17 protein-coding genes are annotated in these 19028 nt (G+C 60.2%); 11 read left to right on the top strand and 6 right to left on the bottom strand.

Going from position 1 to position 19028, the window contains the following annotated elements; genetic code table 11:
• Positions 1-278: 278 nt before the first annotated feature.
• On the top strand, positions 279-1532 hold the full coding sequence (locus BM438_RS19895) for an oligosaccharide flippase family protein (RefSeq protein ID WP_093636496.1): 1254 nt from the start codon (positions 279-281) through the stop codon (positions 1530-1532).
• Positions 1532-2611, top strand: coding sequence for a glycosyltransferase (locus tag BM438_RS19890; protein WP_093636493.1), 1080 nt, complete (start codon positions 1532-1534; stop codon positions 2609-2611). The genes BM438_RS19895 and BM438_RS19890 overlap by 1 nt, the downstream gene beginning before the upstream one ends.
• 58 nt (positions 2612-2669) lie before the next feature.
• Here BM438_RS19890 and BM438_RS19885 read toward each other — a convergent pair whose 3' ends face one another.
• From BM438_RS19885 to BM438_RS19875, 3 genes are all read right to left on the bottom strand, one after another.
• On the bottom strand, positions 2670-3674 hold the full coding sequence (locus tag BM438_RS19885; RefSeq protein ID WP_093636490.1) for a hypothetical protein: 1005 nt from the start codon (positions 3672-3674) through the stop codon (positions 2670-2672).
• Between the two features lie 80 nt (positions 3675-3754).
• On the bottom strand, positions 3755-4345 hold the full coding sequence (locus BM438_RS19880; RefSeq protein ID WP_093636622.1) for a hypothetical protein: 591 nt from the start codon (positions 4343-4345) through the stop codon (positions 3755-3757).
• A 286-nt stretch (positions 4346-4631) separates the two neighbouring features.
• A complete protein-coding gene (locus tag BM438_RS19875; RefSeq protein WP_093636487.1) occupies positions 4632-8219 on the bottom strand; it encodes an indolepyruvate ferredoxin oxidoreductase family protein in 3588 nt (1195 codons plus the stop codon).
• A 99-nt stretch (positions 8220-8318) separates the two neighbouring features.
• On the opposite strand from BM438_RS19875, the gene BM438_RS19870 reads away from it, so the two are divergent.
• The 7 genes from BM438_RS19870 (at position 8319) to BM438_RS19840 (ending at position 14905) form a co-directional block, all read left to right on the top strand.
• On the top strand, positions 8319-9224 hold the full coding sequence (locus BM438_RS19870; protein WP_093636484.1) for a LysR family transcriptional regulator: 906 nt from the start codon (positions 8319-8321) through the stop codon (positions 9222-9224).
• 312 nt (positions 9225-9536) lie between these two features.
• Positions 9537-10370: an ABC transporter substrate-binding protein gene (locus BM438_RS19865; protein ID WP_093636480.1), complete on the top strand. Its 834-nt coding sequence runs from the start codon at positions 9537-9539 to the stop codon at positions 10368-10370.
• A gap of 40 nt (positions 10371-10410) precedes the next feature.
• On the top strand, positions 10411-11127 hold the full coding sequence (locus tag BM438_RS19860; protein WP_093636477.1) for an amino acid ABC transporter permease: 717 nt from the start codon (positions 10411-10413) through the stop codon (positions 11125-11127).
• Positions 11128-11148: 21 nt separating this feature from the next.
• Positions 11149-11799 (top strand): amino acid ABC transporter permease, encoded by a 651-nt coding sequence (locus BM438_RS19855; protein WP_093636474.1) that lies wholly within the window; start codon positions 11149-11151, stop codon positions 11797-11799.
• Positions 11796-12548, top strand: coding sequence for an amino acid ABC transporter ATP-binding protein (locus BM438_RS19850; protein ID WP_093636471.1), 753 nt, complete (start codon positions 11796-11798; stop codon positions 12546-12548). The genes BM438_RS19855 and BM438_RS19850 overlap by 4 nt, the downstream gene beginning before the upstream one ends.
• Before the next feature lie 122 nt (positions 12549-12670).
• Positions 12671-13468 (top strand): IclR family transcriptional regulator, encoded by a 798-nt coding sequence (locus BM438_RS19845; protein ID WP_093636468.1) that lies wholly within the window; start codon positions 12671-12673, stop codon positions 13466-13468.
• A gap of 306 nt (positions 13469-13774) precedes the next feature.
• Complete coding sequence (locus BM438_RS19840) at positions 13775-14905, top strand: porin (protein ID WP_093636465.1); 1131 nt, start codon at positions 13775-13777, stop codon at positions 14903-14905.
• 139 nt (positions 14906-15044) lie between these two features.
• On the opposite strand, the gene BM438_RS19835 is transcribed toward BM438_RS19840, so the two are convergent.
• Positions 15045-15449 (bottom strand): DUF2471 domain-containing protein, encoded by a 405-nt coding sequence (locus BM438_RS19835; protein WP_093636462.1) that lies wholly within the window; start codon positions 15447-15449, stop codon positions 15045-15047.
• A 38-nt stretch (positions 15450-15487) separates the two neighbouring features.
• The gene (locus tag BM438_RS19830; RefSeq protein ID WP_093636460.1) at positions 15488-15769 is read right to left on the bottom strand and encodes a CppA family protein; all 282 of its coding nucleotides are present in this window, start codon (positions 15767-15769) and stop codon (positions 15488-15490) included.
• Between the two features lie 487 nt (positions 15770-16256).
• Here BM438_RS19830 and groES point away from each other — a divergent pair, with 487 nt between their 5' ends.
• Both groES and groL read left to right on the top strand, forming a co-directional pair.
• On the top strand, positions 16257-16547 hold the full coding sequence (gene groES, locus BM438_RS19825; protein ID WP_007178996.1) for a co-chaperone GroES: 291 nt from the start codon (positions 16257-16259) through the stop codon (positions 16545-16547).
• Between the two features lie 54 nt (positions 16548-16601).
• Positions 16602-18242, top strand: coding sequence for a chaperonin GroEL (gene groL / locus BM438_RS19820; protein WP_054041672.1), 1641 nt, complete (start codon positions 16602-16604; stop codon positions 18240-18242).
• Positions 18243-18390: 148 nt separating this feature from the next.
• Here groL and cysC read toward each other — a convergent pair whose 3' ends face one another.
• A complete protein-coding gene (gene cysC, locus BM438_RS19815; RefSeq protein WP_093636457.1) occupies positions 18391-19014 on the bottom strand; it encodes an adenylyl-sulfate kinase in 624 nt (207 codons plus the stop codon).
• Between the last annotated feature and the right edge of the window lie 14 nt (positions 19015-19028).

The following is a 19028-nucleotide window of genomic DNA, read 5'->3' as shown; positions in this document are numbered from 1 at the left end:
CTGAACAACGTTAGCATCGGCGGCGTCAGTGAATCCGTCTATTTGACCCGTTCTGTGGGTAAACGTACTAGCGCGCAATGGCTTCGGCTGAACTGACCTAGCTGATGGCGGTTGTTGCCGATTCTCTCGCTGTAAGGTCGTATATGGAATTCGATGAAAAAACTCGCCAGCTTGCTGGTGCAATCTAACAATTTATGCGCCGGCGGCGTTTCGCAGCGATGTATTGAATCGCTGCTTATGACCGACTCAACGGCGCTCCGATTCGACGGAGAAACAGCTTGCGGGCGATCAGGCTTCCGGCGCTCTCGATAGCGGCCAGCTTCGGCGCGAGCGCGGCGACGTGGGTGCTATTGCAGCAGTTCGCTGTGCGTGGACTTGTAGCGATCAAATTTCTTGCGATCGGCCGGATGCTCGGGCCGGCGGCGATCGGCAGCGTGAGCGTGGCTTTGCTCGCGGTGGCGATTGCCGAGGCGTTGTCGGACACCGGTCTCGCGCAAGCGGTCATTCAAGGTGAACATCCACCGTCGCGTTCGCAACTCGGCGCGGTGTGGACGACGCTGACCGCGCGCGGCGTGCTCATCTCACTGCTGCTGGTCGCGCTTGCACCATTGTTGAGCAATCAGTTTCATCTGAACGGCTCACTGGTGCTGATTCAGCTTGCCGCGCTGCTGCCGCTGTTACGCGGTCTCGCCTCGCCCACCTACTACCTCGTGCAGCGCGAGCGGCGCTTCCAGCATATTGCCGGCGTCGAGGTTGGGGCGGCCTTTGTCGATTGTTCGGTCGGACTGGGGCTCGCGTATTTCGGCGCCGGTGCGGCTTCGGTGCTGCTCGGCCTCGTGGCCGGCGAGAGCCTGAAAAGCATCCTGACCTGGGCGACGATGAAACCGCGTCCGCCGATGCGCGCCGTGTGGTCGGGTATCGGTCATTACGTCGGCTTCAGCCGCTGGATCTGGGCGAGCAGCGTGATCAACCTGCTGCTCAACCAGTTCGACAAGGTCGTAGTCGGCAAACTGCTCGGCCCGGCGCAGCTGGGTGGCTATCAGATGTCGTCGCGGCTCGCGCAGATGCTGCTTGCCGACGCCGCTATCGCGATGTCGCAATACCTCTTTCCCACCTTCGCGGCACGCCATCGGCGGAGTCCGCAGGCCGCATCGCGGTTGATCAAGATTTATCTGCTCGTGATCGCGATCGGGCTGACGGGGTTCGTCGCGGTGCTGAGGTTGATCGCCGAGCCGCTCTTCTCGCTGATTCTCGGCGCGGCCTGGTTGCCTGCGGTGCCGCTGTTCAGGATTCTGGTGATCAATATGGCGATCGGCGCGTTGATTGCCGTGCTGGTTGCTTATCTGCGCGCGGTGGGTGACGCGAAGGCGACGGTGCATGCGTCGCTGATTCAGGTTGTCGTGCTGCTGGCAAGCGTGCCTGCAGCGGTTCACTGGTGGGGCGTGACGGGCATTGCCTGGTCCATGACCCTTGGCCTTGGCTGCGCCGCGGCGTGGATGCTGTTCAGAACGCTGACCGCAAGGACTTCGTGATGCGCGTTTTACATCTGGTTCTGGCGCCGCGTTTGTCGGGCGCCGAAGTCCTCGCCAAGGATCTCGCTATCGATCAGAGCGCCGAAGGCATGGCCGTATGCGTGGCCTCGCTGTTGCCTGTGCACGCCGAATTCCTGCCCTTGCAGGACGAGCTGCAGCGGCATGGTGTGCAGTGCTGGTTTCCTTCACGGCGCAGGCGCCTCGCGGGCAAACTGTGGAATCTGTTCTTCACAGTGCGGCGATTTAAACCGGACGTGATTTTCGCGCATGCCACGATCCCTTCGTTTTATGCGCGCGCGTTGCCGCTGCGGGTCCCGGTTGTCTACGTCATGCATTCGGCAACCAACGATTTCGAGCGGCCATTGTTCCGGCGCGTCGAGCACATTCTGTCCGGACGTGCCCGGGTCGTGATCAGCGTGTCGCAACAAGGCATGACCGATTACGTGCAGGCCATCGGACCGCATCCTGCGATGACCGTGGTGCCCAACGGGGTCGACCTCGGCCGCTTCGCGTTCACTGACGGCGCCGCGCACAACGGCCGGGCACCTCAGGTCGTGCAGATCGGGCGCTATGCGTCGGTGAAGAATCAGCTTCTGACGGTGCGTGCCTTCGGCCAGGTGCTCGAGCAGGTGGCGGACGCGCGCCTCGTCTTGTACGGCGTGGTCGAAGATCCGGAGTATCAGCGCACTGTCATTGGCCTCGCGCAGGAGTTGGGGATCGCGCACCGCGTCGTGGTGGCCGGTCCGCGTACCGATGTGGCGAGCGTGCTGTCGGAGTCGAACGTGTTTGTCATGCCCTCGCGTTCCGAGGCGCACAGCGTCGCGTTTCTTGAGGCGTTGGCTTCCGGTATCCCGATCGTCGCGAGCCGGATTCCGTCGTTTGCCTTCGCGAACGGCTTTCCCGGTGTGCAGTTAGTCGATACGGACGATGTGCCGTGCTATGCGGATGCCGTGGTCGCGGCGCTAGGGCAGGCGCGGGCGCAACGCTCGCTTGCCGGTCTGACGCTCAGGGATACGGCGGCCCGTTATCGGGCAATCGCGCATCAGGTCAGCAGCCGTCTCGCCGTGCCGGCCCGATAGTTCTTCGGTTTGACCCTGCCTGTTTCCGGCCTGTTGCTTGCGCCGGAACCCCCGACTTTCAATGGTGGCTGATTGAGAGGCCGCGTTCGTCGGGCGTCGATTCGGGCGCGGGTGTCGACGGCCACGCGCTTGCCAGTTCGGACTCGCGCATCGCGAGAGTCAACAGGCGCTGGGCTTCCTTGCTGCTTGAGTCGACCTGCAGCGCGTCGCCGGCTTTGTGCCAGACGCACGCCCATCGTGCGACATAGCCACAACCTCGCGCCACGCTCAAAAGTGCGTCCCGCTGCTGTTCACGCGCGGTCACGGTTTCGCGCATGCGCAGCGCGTCGGGGTTGTCCGGCTGGGCCGCCATGGCTGCCGCCAGGCGCGCTTTCGCCGCCGACAGATTGTTCTGCTGCAGATTGGCGCGGGCGGACCTGATCTGCTTTGAAGCGTCTACGTTAGGTTTGACGGGCGGGTTGTAGGTCTGGCCACCGGGGTTGCGCTTCGCCTCGGCCGACGCAGTTGCCACGCGCCGCGGGGCCGGTGGCGGCGCAGCGATTGGCGGGACCGGAGCCGATCGCACGGGCGCGGGCTTCACGGGCCGTTGAGCAACGAAGACCGGCGCGGACCGCTGAGCGACGACAACCGGCGGCTTGACGTGCTGGGTCTTCACCTTGCCGGACACCGCGATAGGGGTGCCGTCGTCCGAGTCGTAGGTGTGAATGAAGCCCAGGTACACGGCGGACGCCACAAGCAGCATCGAGACGCTGAGCACGAGCGGCTGGCGCAGCCTGTGCACGACGGGGGCGGCGACCGGTGTCTCGCTGGTGACGGCATACGGATTGGTTAGCTCGCGCGAAGACGGGCGCCAGATTCGCGGCGTCATCAGCCGGGTTGCCAGCATCGGCTGGGGGTCGCCCAGCGGTATTTTCAGGGAGGGAGGCGGCGTGCGGCGCGCGCCGAGCGAATCGACCGGACGCGCGCCGCACTCGGTGCACGGCGTAAAGCGACCGGCTAGCGACGCACCGCAGTGCTCGCATTGGGGGTAATCATGCTGATCGGAAGTAACGTCGCTAAGCATTGCCGTTTCGCAAAGGGGCGTCGAATGCCGGCGCCACAATCAAAAAGAACCAGGCACGGCAGCGAGGCTTGCAAGCGGGATTACTGTGCGACGACGTAACCCCGCGCTTGCATGCACGCGCCATAAGCGGCCCAATACTGTGTCATTGGCGGTTCAGACGCCGGCAGCGGCGGCAGCTTTACGCCAGATGCAGCGGCCGTCTGTGCCGCGCCGGCTGCTGCCGTCTCCGAGGCGCCGTTATCCGCGCTGGTTGCCGATGCCGGCGTGGCCGCCGTCGTCGTCGTTGCGGTTGCCGCGGTCGAGCTTGCTGACTTGGTCGCTGCAGCGGTCGTTGCCGTGCTCACGCCGGCCCCGCTTGCGGCAGGCGCGGTTGCGGCTGCGGGCATGCTTGCGCCAGGCGGGGTCGCCGAAAAACTGCTTTGGGGCAAGGGTGGCCGCGACGGGGCACCCGTCGACGACGTTTTGGTTGCCGCAGGTTTGCGCGGTGGAAGCTGCGATTCGTGCGCGATGTTGATCTTCGTCTGCTTGTTGGCAGTGGCGTAGCACATCGCGGTGTCGATGCTGCGCTGATAAGCGCTTTGACTTCGGATGGGGTAGACGAGTGGCTGCCATGCGAAAGCAGCACTGCTAAACACCCATAGCGTCAATGCCGTATATGTTTTGATTCCCATCGCAGTCGCTCCCGCAGCGATGTTTCGCCGTTCGCCGGCAATCGCGCTTCGCGGTATGTTCTCGTACCTGCTGATTTTGCCGCTGAACGGCGGCTCACTTCCGCGAAGGCTGCTTTCTTGAGGGTAGCACCGGGGAACGTCGGCGCAAGGCGTCGTATAGCGCGCGAAAACGCCATCCTGCAGTCGAATCACGACACTCCAGCGTGAAAGGGCGGCAAACGCGGCGAAAAGCCAGGGGAATTCCCTGGACGCCGCGTGCCGCCACGCTGACTGAAAGACCAGATTGTCAGATCGCCTTTCTCACCGGTTGGAAGTCCGCCTGGTCAGCTGCGCTGCGATATTCCGCCAGCCATTTGTCGCGTTTCGTCGCCGCGGCCAGGACGTTGCGCTCCTTGACGTGACCGAAACCGCGAATCTCGTCAGGGAGGTTGGCAAGCCGCATCGCGACGTCCAGACGGCTGTTGTCCAGCGTGCTGCAGAACTCGTCGATCAACGCGATGTACTGGTCGATCAGGGCGCGTTCACCGCGCCGCTCGGCAGTCTTGCCGAATACATCGAACGCACCGCCGCGCAGGAACTTGAGCTTCGCCAGCACACGGAACATCGGGAGGGTCCATTGCCCGAAGCGTTGCTTTTTCAGGTGACCGTGTTCGTCGCGTTTCGCCAGGAGGGGCGGTGCGAGGTAAAAGCCGAGCTTGTAGTCGCGGCCAGGTTCGCCTTCGAACTGTGCCCGCAGTTTTTCGAAGTACGCCGGGTCGGCATACAGACGCGCAACCTCGTACTCGTCCTTGTAGGTCATCAGCTTGGCCAGATTGCGCGCGACCACTGGCGTGAGGCGTAGCTTCGAGCCCGCGGCGAGCGCGGTTTCTTTGGCTCGCATCTGTTCGATTACCGCTCGATAGCGCGCGGCATACTGCTCATTCTGATAGAGGCCCAGCAGTTCGACGTTACGCTCGATGAGCCGCTCAAGCGACTCCGGCATCTGCACAACGATTGCCTGTTGCTGATTGGCGCGCGGCGCGAATGCATCGGCCGCTGCTTCGCCGTTCTGTGCGACAAAGCGACCCCATTCGAACGCGAGGCGATTCTTGTCGACCGCCACGCCGTTCAGTTCGATGGCACGGTCGAGGCTTTCGTAGCTGACCGGCAGCCAGCCGCGTTGCCATGCGAAACCCAGCAGCAGCGGATTCGCGTACAGCGTGTCGCCAAGCAGCGCGAGCGCGAGGCGATTGGCGTCGATGAAATCGCAGTCCTCGCCGATGCTGTCGCGCAGGTCGCCCTGGATCTGGTCGCCGGGAAAGGCCCACTGCGGATCGCGCACGAATTGCGCGGTCGGCGTTGCGCCGCTGTTGATCGCGGCCTTGGTGACACCGCGTTGCGTGCGTGCCAGGACTTCGGCGGACGCCGATACGATCGCGTCGCAGCCCAGAATCAGACGCGCTTCGCCGGTCGCGATACGGGTTGCGTGCAACTCGTCCGGCGTTGCTGCGATCTGCACGTGGCTCAGTACAGCGCCGCCTTTTTGCGCGAGGCCCGCCATGTCGAGCACGCTCACGCCTTTGTTCTCGAGATGCGCGGCCATGCCGAGCAGGCCGCCGATCGTCACGACACCAGTGCCGCCGACACCCGTTACGAGCACGCCATAGGGTTTGGCAAGACCGGCGATCTCCGGGCGCGGCAGCGCTGTGAAGTCCGGAAGCGCGGCTCCACTGGCCGTCTTTGCCGGCTTCTTCAACTGCGCGCCTTCAGCGGTAACGAAGCTCGGACAAAAGCCGTTCACGCACGAGAAGTCTTTGTTGCACGACGATTGATTGATCTTGCGCTTGGTGCCTTGCGGCGTTTGCAGCGGTTCGACAGACAGGCAATTCGATTTTACCGAGCAGTCGCCACAGCCTTCACAGACGGCGTCGTTAATGAACGCCCGCTTGGCCGGATCCGGATAGGTGCCGCGCTTACGGCGCCGGCGCTTTTCGGTCGCACAGGTTTGGTCGTAGATCAGGACCGTGGTGCCCGCGACCTCGCGCAACTCGCGTTGCAGACGGTCGAGCTCGTCGCGGTGATACACCTTCACGCCTTCCGGCAAGCGCACGCCCGTAGCGTATTTTTCGGGTTGGTCGGTGACGACGAGCACCTGCTTCGCACCTTCGGCGGTCACCTGGAACGCGATCTGCGGCACGGTCAGCACGCCGTCGATGGGCTGGCCGCCGGTCATCGCGACCGCATCGTTATAGAGAATCTTGTAGGTGATATTCGCACCGGCCGCGATCGAGGCGCGGATCGCCAGCAAACCCGAGTGAAAGTAAGTACCGTCGCCCAGATTCGCGAACACGTGACGTTCGTTGGTGAAGTGCATCTGGCCAGTCCACGCCACGCCTTCGCCGCCCATCTGGCTGAAGGTTTCCGTGTTGCGGTCCATCCATATGGTCATGTAGTGGCAGCCGATGCCGGCGAGCGCGCGTGAGCCTTCGGGGACGCGCGTCGACGTATTGTGCGGGCAGCCCGAGCAGAACCACGGCTGCCGTTCGGTGACGGTGCGCGGCGTGGCTGCGTCCCGTTCCTTCGCTTCGATGATGGCAATGCGTGCTTCGATCCGGGCGCGTACGTCCGCAGGCAAATCGGCTTTCGCAAGACGCCGCGCGATCGCCTTTGCGATCAGCGCCGGCGACAGTTCGTATTGCATCGGCAACAGCGCCTGGCCGCGCGGGACTGACCACTCGCCGCCTGCGTCATCGCGTTGATCGAACTTGCCGAATACTTTCGGGCGCACGTCGTCGCGCCAGTTGTAAAGCTCTTCCTTCAGCGCGTATTCGAGGATCTGGCGTTTCTCTTCGACCACCAGAATCTCGTCGAGTCCCGTAGCAAAATCGCGTGCGTTCTGCGCATCGAGCGGCCACACGCAACCGACCTTGAGCACACGAATGCCGATCCGTGCGCAGGTGTCGTCGTCGAGCGACAAGTCGGCCAGCGCCTGACGCACGTCGAGGTACGCTTTGCCCGCGGTCATGATGCCCAGGCGCGGCGTTGGGCTGTCGATCACCACGCGGTTCAGTTTGTTTGCGCGCACATAGGCGAGCGCCGCATACCACTTGTGGTTGAGCAAACGCGCTTCTTGCGCGAGCGGCGGATCGGGCCAGCGGATGTTCAAGCCGCCTTCGGGCATCTCGAAGTCATCCGGCAACACGATCTGCAAACGGTCCGGATCGATGTCGATCGACGCGCTGGCTTCCACAACGTCTGTCACGCATTTCATCGCGACCCACAGACCGGAATAGCGGCTCATGGCCCAGCCGTGCAGACCATAGTCGAGATACTCCTGCACGCTCGCCGGATAGAGCACCGGAATGCCGCTCGCGACGAACATGTGCTCGGACTGGTGGGCAACGGTTGACGACTTCGCCGCGTGGTCGTCGCCCGCCAGCACCAGCACGCCGCCATGCGGATCGGTGCCTGCCGAGTTGGCATGCTTGAAGACGTCGCCGGTGCGATCGACGCCCGGACCCTTGCCGTACCACATGCCGAATACGCCATCGACTTTCGCGTCGGGCCACAGATTGAGTTGCTGCGTGCCCCACACAGCGGTGGCGGCGAGATCCTCGTTAACCCCTGGCTGGAACACGACGTCGTGTTCCTTCAGATGCTTTTTCGCTTTCCACAGTGCCTGGTCGAATGCGCCGAGCGGAGAGCCGCGATAGCCCGATACATAACCCGCCGTGTTCAGTCCCGCGCGACGATCCCGTTCTTTCTGCAGCATCGGCAAGCGGACCAGCGCCTGGGTGCCGCTCATGTAAACGCGGCCTTTCTCAAGCGTGTACTTATCGTCGAGTGAAACGGTGGCGAGGGCGTCGTGCAGCGGGGGCGATAGGGGGGCGTTCATGGGGCGGCGTCTCCGGAAGCTTTATTGTCCTGGCGAGTATAGGAAGCCGAATTCCCATCGTAAAATCACAAATACCGAACCCTGCTATGCGAAAAACACATGTCAAAAGACGTCACATTGCGGCAGATGCGTTATTTCGTTGCGGCCGCGCAAAACGGGCAGTTTTCGATGGCGGCGGCGACCGAACACGTGTCGCAATCCGCGATTACCAATGCGGTGCTTGCGCTGGAGGAGACGCTGGGAACCCGGCTCTTTGAACGCCTTCCGCAGGGTGTCGCGCTGACGCCGGATGGGCAGGACTTTCTCAATCACGCGCGTCATATCCTCGATTCGGTACGTGACGCGATCTACAAGGCGCCGTTTCGCTCACACGACCTTAAGGGCACGGTGCGCATTGCTGCCTCGTACACCTTGCTCGGTTATTTCCTGCCGGAACTGTTGGGGCGGTTTCGTGCGACTTACCCACACGTCGAGCTGGATCTGCGCGACGCCGATCGTCCCGAGATCGAGCAGGCCATACTCGATGGCGATATCGATCTGGGCGTGGCCTTGCTGTCGAATGTGGATCATCTCAAGCGGTTTCAGCATCACGTGCTAATCCGTTCGCGGCGTCAGTTGTGGACCGCGCCGACGCATCCGCTGGCACAGGTGAACTCGCCGTCGCTCGCGGACATTGCGGCGTATCCGTATATCCTCATCACCGTCGACGAGAGCGAACGAGCGACGCTGCGTTACTGGAAAGAAAACGGCGTCGAGCCGAATATCGCGTTTCGCACGAGTTCAATGGAGGCGTTGCGCGGACTGGTGGCGCATGGCTTCGGTGTGACGATACTCTCGGACATGGTGTTTCGGCCATGGTCGCTGGAAGGGAAGCGGATCGATGCCCGGCCGATTCTCAACGCGATCCCGCAGATGGACGCGGGGATGTTGTGGCGCAAGGGTGCAACGCTCGATGCGCCAGCGTTGGCGTTCCAGCAGTTCCTGATTCATGCGTGCGGCAGCTAAGCCGGCGCTTATCCGTTTTTCGCATACCACTTCAGTTTTCCGACGCCGCCCGCGTAGTCCCGCTTGCAACCGCAAGACGACATGGGACACGGCCAGATAAGCAATTTTGCATTCCTGATCCGGACCCCAGTCGCGGCGGGGCAAACCCCATTGCAACTATTTTTTTCCCGTGAAACACTGCGCTTCATCTGCTGTGTCGGACATGAGTCCGATATACCAGACAGTCGAGCATTGGCGCGCATGCCGCGAAGGGCTTGCTAAGCGCCGCTTCCGTCCACGCACGGACTTCTCACACCAGATCGGGACTGAAAAATGAAATTTGTCAGGGAAAGCGCAAAGTTCACTTGTTTGTTCGCCTTAGCCGGTCTGTTGGTGCTCGCCGGCTGCACGAAAGTCGCCCCGCCGGAACAGGGTGCCGCGGTTGATTCGACGCTGAAGCAGGTGCTGCAACGCGGCACATTGCGGGTAGGCGACTGCTTGACCTTTGCGCCATTCGGTTTCTACAACAAGGACGGCCAACCCGATGGTTACGACGTCGACCTGGCGAAAGAACTGGCGAAGCAGATGGGCGTCAAGCTCGAAGTCGTGAACACGACGAGCGCGAACCGCATTCCGAATCTGCAAACCAGCAAGGTTGACGTGGTGTTCTGCAATTTCACCCGCAACCTCGAGCGAGCGAAGGAAATCGCATTTACGAATCCCTACGTGGTCGCGAGTGAGGCGCTGCTGGTCAAGAAGAGCAGCGGCATCAAATCCATCAATGACATGTCGAATCGCACGATTGCAACCGTCAAGGGCTCGACGAATGGCGACGAAGTGCGCTCGCTGAATATGCAGGTCAAGATCCAGGAGTTCGACAGCTCGCAGGCTGCAATCCTCGCCGTCAAGCAGGGTCAGGCCGACGCGATGATCGAGGACAACAACTTTCTCGCTTACCAGGCATCGCTCGATCCGGAGCTGACTGTCACCAATGAAGCACTGGTTCCGCTCGAATACAACGCGTTCGGTGTGAAGTCCGGAGATCAGGTCTGGCTCAACTACCTGAACCTGTTCCTGTTCAACATCAACGCATCGAAGCAGAACGCACAGCTATACAAGAAGTGGTTTGGCGCCGAGCCGCGCTTTCCGCTGAATCCGCAGTACTGAAACCCCACTAGCGCCGCACTGCTCGACCGACGGAGGAGCCATGAGCTATGAATGGGTGACCCTTGCGGGTTATTGGAGCGATTTCGTTCGCGCAGCGTGGTTGACACTCCAGATCACGCTTCTGGCCTTCCTCCTCGCGATGCTGCTCGGCTTGCTCACCGCTCTCGCGAGCGCATCGCGCGTCGGGCTGCTGCGGGCGATCGCGCGGGCGTACATCGAAGCGATCCGCAATACGCCGGTCCTGCTGCAGATCTTCATCGTGTTCTTCGGGTTGCCGTCGCTTGGCATCACCCTCAATGCGTATACGGCAGGCGTGATCGCGTTAGGGGTGAATGTCGGCGCATATCTGGCGGAAGTGTTTCGTGCGGGTATCCAGTCGGTACCGCGCGGTCAGCTTGAAGCGGCGTCGATTCTCGGTCTGGAACGTTCGCAGATTTTCGTCGAGGTGGTTTTGCCGCAGGCGGCGCGCGCCGTCTATCCGGCGATCGTCAACAACCTGATTCAGTTGCTGCTCGGCACGTCGCTTCTTTCTGCGATCGCGCTACCCGAGTTGAGCGGAACGGCGACGGTGATCAACGCACGCACGCTGCTCTATATCCAGACTTTCTCGATCACCCTGATTGCCTACCTGTTTCTGAGCAATCTGCTGTCGTGGCTGGCGAGCCAGATCGGCGTGCGTGTCTTTCATCCGCCGCTCGTCATGAAGAAACGCACGCGCCGGTGGTTCCTTGTCGCACGACAGGCCGATCGCACCTGAGCACCCAACCGGAGACCGGCCATGTCGCAAGAATTGTTAATGACCAGCCTGGCGATCCTGTTTCAGGGACTGCTGGCGACACTGCTTCTGTCCGCAGCGTCAATCGTTGGTGGAACGCTGATCGGACTGCTGGCGGCGGTATTACGCTCATTCGGGCCGTGGGGTACGCCGCGCATCGCCAGGCTCTATACCGAGCTGTTTCGCGGTACGCCGGTGCTGATCACGCTGATGTTTATTTACTTCGGCGTTTCGTACTTCGGCTACGCGATCGATGTGTTCGCAGCGGGTGTGGTGGGCTTGAGCATCTATCAGGGTGCCTATATTTCCGAAGTGTTCCGCTCAGGCATTGAAGCAGTACCGAAAGGCCAGTGGGAGGTGTCGCAGATCCTCGGGCTTAGCAAGATCCAGGCGTTCTTTTCCGTGATCTTGCCGCAGACCGGAAAGATCGTGATTCCGCCGCTCGTCGGCCAGTATTTGTCGCTTATCAAGGACACGTCGATCGTCAGCATGATCGGTATGTCGGAACTGATGCATGGTGGTCAGGCTATCGTCGACCGGGTGGGCAAACCGGTGGAAATCTATGGACTCGTTGCCGTGCTTTATTTCATTGTGTGCTTTCCACTGTCGCAGTGGGTGCGGCACCATGACCGAAGAAGGAGCCTGCTGTCATGACCAGCGTCACTACGTCGAAGCCCATCATCAATCTCACTGGCGTCAGCAAGTCATTCGGCGCTACACAGGTCCTGAAGGAGATCAACCTTGATGTGCGGCCGGGCGAAGTACTCGTGCTGATCGGGGCGTCGGGCTCCGGAAAGAGCACGGTGCTGCGCATCATGAGCGGTCTGGAGACGGCCGATGCGGGCGAAGTCTGGGTCAACGAAGTGCCGCTGCACGATGCGCGCCGGGCGAAGGAAATTCGGGGGCATGTCGGCATGGTGTTCCAGCAATTCAATCTGTTTCCGCACAAGAGTGCGCTGGGTAACGTGACGCTTGCCCTGATCAAGGCACGCAAGATGAGCGCCGCAGACGCACGCAAACGTGCGATGGATGCGCTCGACCGCGTGGGACTTGCCGATCGAGCCGAGCACTACCCGAGTCAGCTCTCCGGTGGCCAACAGCAGCGTGTCGCGATCGCCAGAGCGTTGGCCGTCGAGCCGGGCATCATGTTCTTCGACGAAGCCACGTCCGCTCTCGATCCGGAACTCGTCGGCGAAGTGACCGAAGTCATGCGCGGATTGGCGCGCGACGGGATGACCATGGTCGTCGTCACACACGAGATGGGCTTCGCGCGCAAGACCGCCGACCGCGTCGTGTTTATGGACAAAGGCGTCATCGCGGAGCAGGGCGCCCCGGAGCAGATTTTCGTGAACCCGCAGAACGAACGTACGCGACAGTTCCTGCATCGTGTGCTCGACCATTGAGCACCCGTGAAGGGCGTCAGGCGTCTTCGTGCTGCGTGATGGCAAGGCGTCGCCCTTTACGCGCTAAACTCGCGTCACACAAAAGATAAACTGCGATCACTATCGCCGACGGAGTTGAAGGAATGTCTGCATCGGAATCATCGAGGGCCAGGGGGGTGGACCGCGTCATCGGCATTCTCAAGCAGTTGCATATCGCGCGGCGTCCGATGACGATGCGCGAGTTGATTGAAGCGACCGGCGCGCCACGCTCGAGCATCTACGAATTAGTCACCATGCTGACTGAAGCCGGATGGCTCGAGACGAGTGTCGACGGGAGCGTGTTTTTTGGCCGCGAGATGCATTACTACGGCTCCGACTATGCCGTCCATAACGACCTGATCAGTCGCGCCCACCAGGCGATCCTCGCGCTCGTCCGAACGCACGACGAAACCGCGCAGTTGTGCATGCTCGAAGGCAACAAGTACACCGTGGTTCTATCGGAGAACAGCTCGCGACCATTCAACATCAGTTCCGACATCGGCGTGAAGGTGCCGATTCCGTGGACCGCATCGGGCCGCCTGCTGCTCGCCCATATGCGGGCGGAGGAAATTCGCAGCTTGATCCCAGACGAAGACTTTATCCTCGACAACGGCAGACGCGTTGAATTTCAGGACTTTCTTTGCGATGTCCAACGCGCCGCTGATCAGGGCTACTGTTGCACCGAGGGTCTGTCCCATACTTTTCGACTCTGCATGGCGGCACCCATACGCGATCGCACCGGTCTCCCTGTTGCAGCGCTCTGCTTCATGACAAGCCGCGATACCGATCCGGAGAAGCGGGCGATGATGCTGGAAGACCTCATCAGATCGGCGAAGGCGTTGTCGCAACCTTATACCCGCATTGTAAATGCCGAGTGGTCTGCTCGCGGTCGGAAGGGGTGAGGGAAGGGTGGGAAGTTTTGGAAATGAAGTTACCCGTTTCGGCTATTTACTTCCCGGAACTCGGACATTAAATTTGCGGCCGTCTGGATGACTTTTCTTTTGTTGTAATCCACGCAGGTCCAGACCTTAGCTATGCGAAGTTGCATAGCTTTTTTTTTGCCTGCGAGAAAGATGCGGAAAGGGAAAGATGCAGAAAGTTCCCATTCCTAATTTTTGGTCGTGTTTACCCAACACTATTTTCAATCACGTTTTACCGCCAGTTATTCTGCGCTCCGCAGGCTCATCAACACAAACTTAAGGACGCAGATGAAGAAGACCACACTGGCAACTCTTTCGCTGGTAATGCTTGGCGCAACCGGCGTAGCTCACGCACAAAACAGCGTCACGCTGTACGGCATCATTGATACCGGCCTGACCTACGTTTCGAACGACGGCGGCAGCAAGTCGATCAGCATGTCGTCGGGTAACGAGTCGGGTAGCCGCTGGGGCCTGAAAGGCTCAGAAGACCTCGGTGGTGGCCTGAAAACAATCTTCCAGGTGGAGAACGGCTTTAATTCGACGAACGGCAAGCTCGGCCAGGGTAGCCGCATGTTCGGTCGCCAGGCGTTCGTTGGCCTGAGCAGCGACAAGTGGGGTACGCTCACGGCCGGACGTCAATACGATCCGCTGGTTGATCTGGTGCAGCCGGTGCAGGGCGATGGCTTCCTCGGTGGCGTATTCATCTCGCCGGGCGACATCGACAACGCCGACAACAGCGCGCGGGTCAATAACTCGCTCAAGTACACGTCGCCGACCTGGTCCGGCTTCCAGTTCGAAACCATGTACTCGCTGGGTGGGGTGGCTGGTGCAACGGGCTCGGGTCAGAGCTACGCTGCCGCAGCGGCATACAGCAATGGTCCCGTCAACCTGGCCGCAGGTTACTATCACCTGAGCAACGGCAACGGCACGAACCGCGGTACGACGACGTGGGATTCGCTGTTCAACACATCGGTCAACGCGGCGTACTCCACTGCGGCGTCGATCAACAATGCCCGTATCGGCGGCAACTACGTGTTCGGCTCGGTGACCCTGGGCGGCTACTTCAGCCATGCCGAATACACTGCAGACGCCAGCTCGACATTCACGCAGACGGAAAAGTACAACACGGGTTCGGTGTACGCCGTGTGGCAGGTATCGGCACCGCTGCAGACCGAGATCGGCTACGTGTACATGAAGTCGAGCGGCAATTCGTCGGCAAAGTACAACCAGTTCGCTGTTGCAGCGGACTACTCGCTTAGCAAGCGTACGGATGTCTACGCATTTGCTGGCTACACGACCGCATCGGGAACGCAAGACTCGTCGGGCACGGCCGCTGTTGCTGTTATCGGCTCGGCAACCGGCGACTCGGGTTCCAACAAGCAGGCTACTGTAACTGTTGGCATTCGCCACAAGTTCTAATCGATAGATGCACTAAAGAAAGCCCGCGTGATGCGGGCTTTCTTGTTTGCTCGAAAGAACTCTGGATCGGCGATCTTGAAACCTTATTGTTTCGATGACGGCCGGGCGCAGATCGGGAGTTCAAAGTTGAATCGGCGCATTAGTCCTGAGCGGCCGCATGGGTAGCGTCGGCCTGTACCAATGCGCGCACGAGCAGGTACACGGCTGGCAAGTTGTCGTCGTCACGTCGCCAGTCGACGGGTTCGTCGAGATCCATTCCGGACAAACGACTGTCCTCAAACCGGATAAACGTAGAGCGCACTGCCTCGCTGTGCCGCGCCTGGAAGCCCCGATTCTCAAAGACCTGTTCGTCGATTGTCAGCAACGTGCGCCAGGTCGGCAATTGCGCGCTGCTTGAGTAACGGCGACGGCCACTGTCGAGGTGACGACCTGCGACCGTGGCAATGATCTGCTGAAGGTCGAGCGACGCACTGCGAAGTGCGCGTTCGAGAGCGACAGGATTGATGTCTTGGACATCCATATCAAGAGCGGAGTCGTTATTCATACTGTTATTTTCCTGAGGACTCGCTGCAATTCGCAGCATCAAATTTGATGCTTCAACAACGCCTGGTTTCGCTGTGCCAATAACTGGCGGATCTGGGCAAGATAGTTATCGCCGACCGTACAGTCTTCAACGGGCCGGATATGTTGATGAGGCGTTGGTGGACGTACGCCGAGGTAGCGGCACACCGCTGACAGATAGGGTTTGCCGTTGCTTCCCAGATGTCGCGCCGCGTCAGCCACGCGTACGTCTCCGACATGCTTGCGCAACCACGCAAGTGTTTCGCGATCACCGTCGTTCAAGATGCGGATGAGCTGGTTCATGGCCGATCCTGTATGTAAACACAGTACTGTAAATTTATACAGTATTTGATCGGGATGCAAGTTAATTTGCAGGTCTACTCCATTAGCCGAACGGCCATCGTGTCCGAGTTGGAGCGAGATATTTCGATTGCCGGCGGGTCAAGGGATTTCCCTGGTCTAGGGATTACGCACATATTTCGCGTACGTAGCTGAGGAATAGCCGTCCGGAAGCGCGCAGCGCGCAACCTGATGGCGGCGAGTGCGCACGGATAACCTGCTGTATTTAAAGGTGATCCTTCAGCATGTCCGGTTTTCGCTGCGGTGCAAGGTTCAGGCGTGAGCGAATGTCGACATCGACAACTGTCAAAACGACATCCCTTCTTGAATTTGTCACCACCCGTCCATATAATTAGCACTCGCTGCACGAGAGTGCTAACAACATCGCCGGTTGGCTCAGCCAGCCGGGTTTTCTCAGCGTTCTTCAGTCTCAATCAAGAGAGGAGTATGTATGAACCTTCGTCCTTTGCATGATCGCGTGATCGTCAAACGTCTGGATCAAGAAACCAAGACCGCGTCGGGCATCGTGATCCCCGAAGCCGCAGCAGAAAAGCCGGATCAAGGCGAAATTCTGGCAGTCGGCCCGGGCAAGCGTGACGACAAAGGCGCACAAATCGCCCTCGACGTGAAGGTCGGTGACCGCGTCCTGTTCGGCAAGTACGCAGGCCAGACCGTCAAGGTCGACGGCAACGAACTGCTCGTGATGCGCGAAGAAGACATCATGGCCGTGGTGCAGAAGTAAGCGCCAGTCGCTACTTTTCCCGGTCATATCCCAAAGAATTCAAGGAGTTAGAAGATGGCAGCTAAAGACGTCGTATTCGGTGATTCCGCCCGTGCCAAGATGGTTGAAGGCGTGAACATCCTCGCGAACGCTGTGAAGGTCACGCTGGGCCCGAAGGGTCGCAACGTTGTCCTGGAACGCAGCTTCGGCGGCCCGACGGTCACGAAGGATGGTGTTTCGGTCGCGAAAGAGATCGAACTGAAAGACAAGCTCCAGAACATGGGCGCACAAATGGTCAAGGAAGTTGCTTCCAAGACCAGCGACAACGCAGGTGACGGCACCACGACCGCAACGGTTCTGGCTCAGTCGATCGTCCGCGAAGGCATGAAGTACGTTGCATCGGGCATGAACCCGATGGACCTGAAGCGTGGTATCGACAAGGCTGTGTTCGCAGCGATCGAAGAACTGCGCAAGATCAGCAAGCCTTGCACGACCAACAAGGAAATCGCTCAAGTCGGTTCGATCTCGGCAAACAGCGATTCGTCGATCGGCGACCGTATCGCTGAAGCGATGGACAAGGTTGGCAAGGAAGGCGTCATCACCGTTGAAGACGGCAAGTCGTTGCAAGACGAGCTGGACGTTGTCGAAGGTATGCAATTCGACCGCGGCTACCTGTCGCCGTACTTCATCAACAACCCGGACAAGCAAGTTGCAGTGCTCGAAAACCCGTTCGTGCTGCTGCACGACAAGAAGGTTTCGAACATTCGTGACCTCCTCCCGGTCCTCGAGCAAGTCGCTAAGGCTGGCCGTCCGCTGCTGATCATCGCAGAAGACGTCGAAGGCGAAGCGCTGGCTACGCTGGTTGTGAACAACATCCGCGGCATCCTGAAGACTGTTGCTGTCAAGGCTCCGGGCTTCGGCGATCGTCGTAAGGCCATGCTGGAAGACATCGCGATCCTGACCGGCGGTCAAGTCATCGCTGAAGAAACCGGCCTGACGCTCGAAAAGGCAACGCTGGCTGAACTGGGTCAAGCGAAGCGCATCGAAGTGGGCAAGGAAAACACGACGATCATCGACGGCGCTGGCGAAGCAGCAACCATCGAAGCACGTGTGAAGCAAGTTCGCACGCAAATCGAAGAAGCTACGTCGGACTACGACCGTGAAAAGCTGCAAGAACGCGTGGCCAAGCTGGCCGGCGGTGTTGCAGTGATCAAGGTCGGTGCTGCGACCGAAGTCGAAATGAAGGAAAAGAAGGCACGTGTCGAAGACGCACTGCACGCAACGCGCGCAGCTGTGGAAGAAGGCATCGTTGCTGGCGGCGGCGTCGCACTGATCCGTGCACGTACGGCAATCGCTGGCCTGAAGGGCGCTAACGCCGATCAGGACGCAGGTATCAAGATCGTGCTGCGCGCGATGGAAGAGCCGCTGCGTCAGATCGTCACGAACGGTGGCGAAGAAGCCAGCGTCGTGGTGGCAGCTGTTGCTGCTGGTACGGGCAACTACGGCTACAACGCTGCAACCGGCGAGTACGTCGACCTGGTTGACGCAGGTGTCGTGGACCCGACGAAGGTGACGCGCACGGCGCTGCAAAACGCAGCTTCGGTCGCTGGCCTGCTGTTGACCACCGACGCAGCTGTTTGCGAACTGCCGAAGGAAGATGCTCCGATGGGCGGCGGTATGCCCGGCGGCATGGGCGGCATGGGCATGGACATGTAATTTCCGATTGAGCCTCACTTGGGCCTCGTTTGAGGCTCAGTTGGAAACACATGGGGAGGTGCGTCGCGAGGCGTACTTCCCAAAACAAAAAACCCGCAGAAATGCGGGTTTTTTGTTTTGGGGCTAACGATAAGCCGGTTCGCTATGACTAGCGCTCGATGCAATCGGTGTTCATCAGGCAGTTGTCGCGCAAGTAGCTGAATATGTGCGCTACGCTCTCGGCCGGCGTCGACATTGCCGTATCTATCTTCAACTCAGGATCAGCCGGGACTTCATAGGGTGCCGATACGCCGGTAAACGACGCAATCTCGCCGGCGCGGGCTTTGGCATAGAGACCTTTCGGGTCACGACGGGCGCAAGCGTCGACCGAGGCGGAAAGATAAGTCTCGATGAAATTGCCGGGTCCAACGATTTCGCGCGCCATCGCTCTGTCTTCACACATGGGTGAGATAAGTGCCGCGATAACGATGAGGCCTGCGTCGTTCATCAACTGGGCCACGTGCGCCACCCTGCGAATATTTTCACGCCGGTCTTTCTTGTCAAAGCCGAGATCGGACGCCAAACCGTGGCGGATATTGTCCCCGTCGAGGACGTAGCATGCATGGCCTAGCGATGCGAGTTGCTGCTCGAGTGCGAAAGCGATTGTTGATTTACCCGCCCCGGATAACCCCGTCAGCCAGATCGTGACCGGCTTGTGGCGGAACATTTGCATCCGGTCGCGAGCAGTCACTTCACCATGGAAGCGTTGCAGAAAAGGCAGGGGCTGTCCCATTGTTTTCTCTCGAC

Source organism: Paraburkholderia aspalathi (genome assembly GCF_900116445.1).
Classification (GTDB): Bacteria; Pseudomonadota; Gammaproteobacteria; order Burkholderiales; family Burkholderiaceae; genus Paraburkholderia; species Paraburkholderia aspalathi.
The sequence above is the reverse complement of the archived record's forward strand: the minus strand, read 5'-3'. Positions and strand labels throughout refer to the sequence as shown.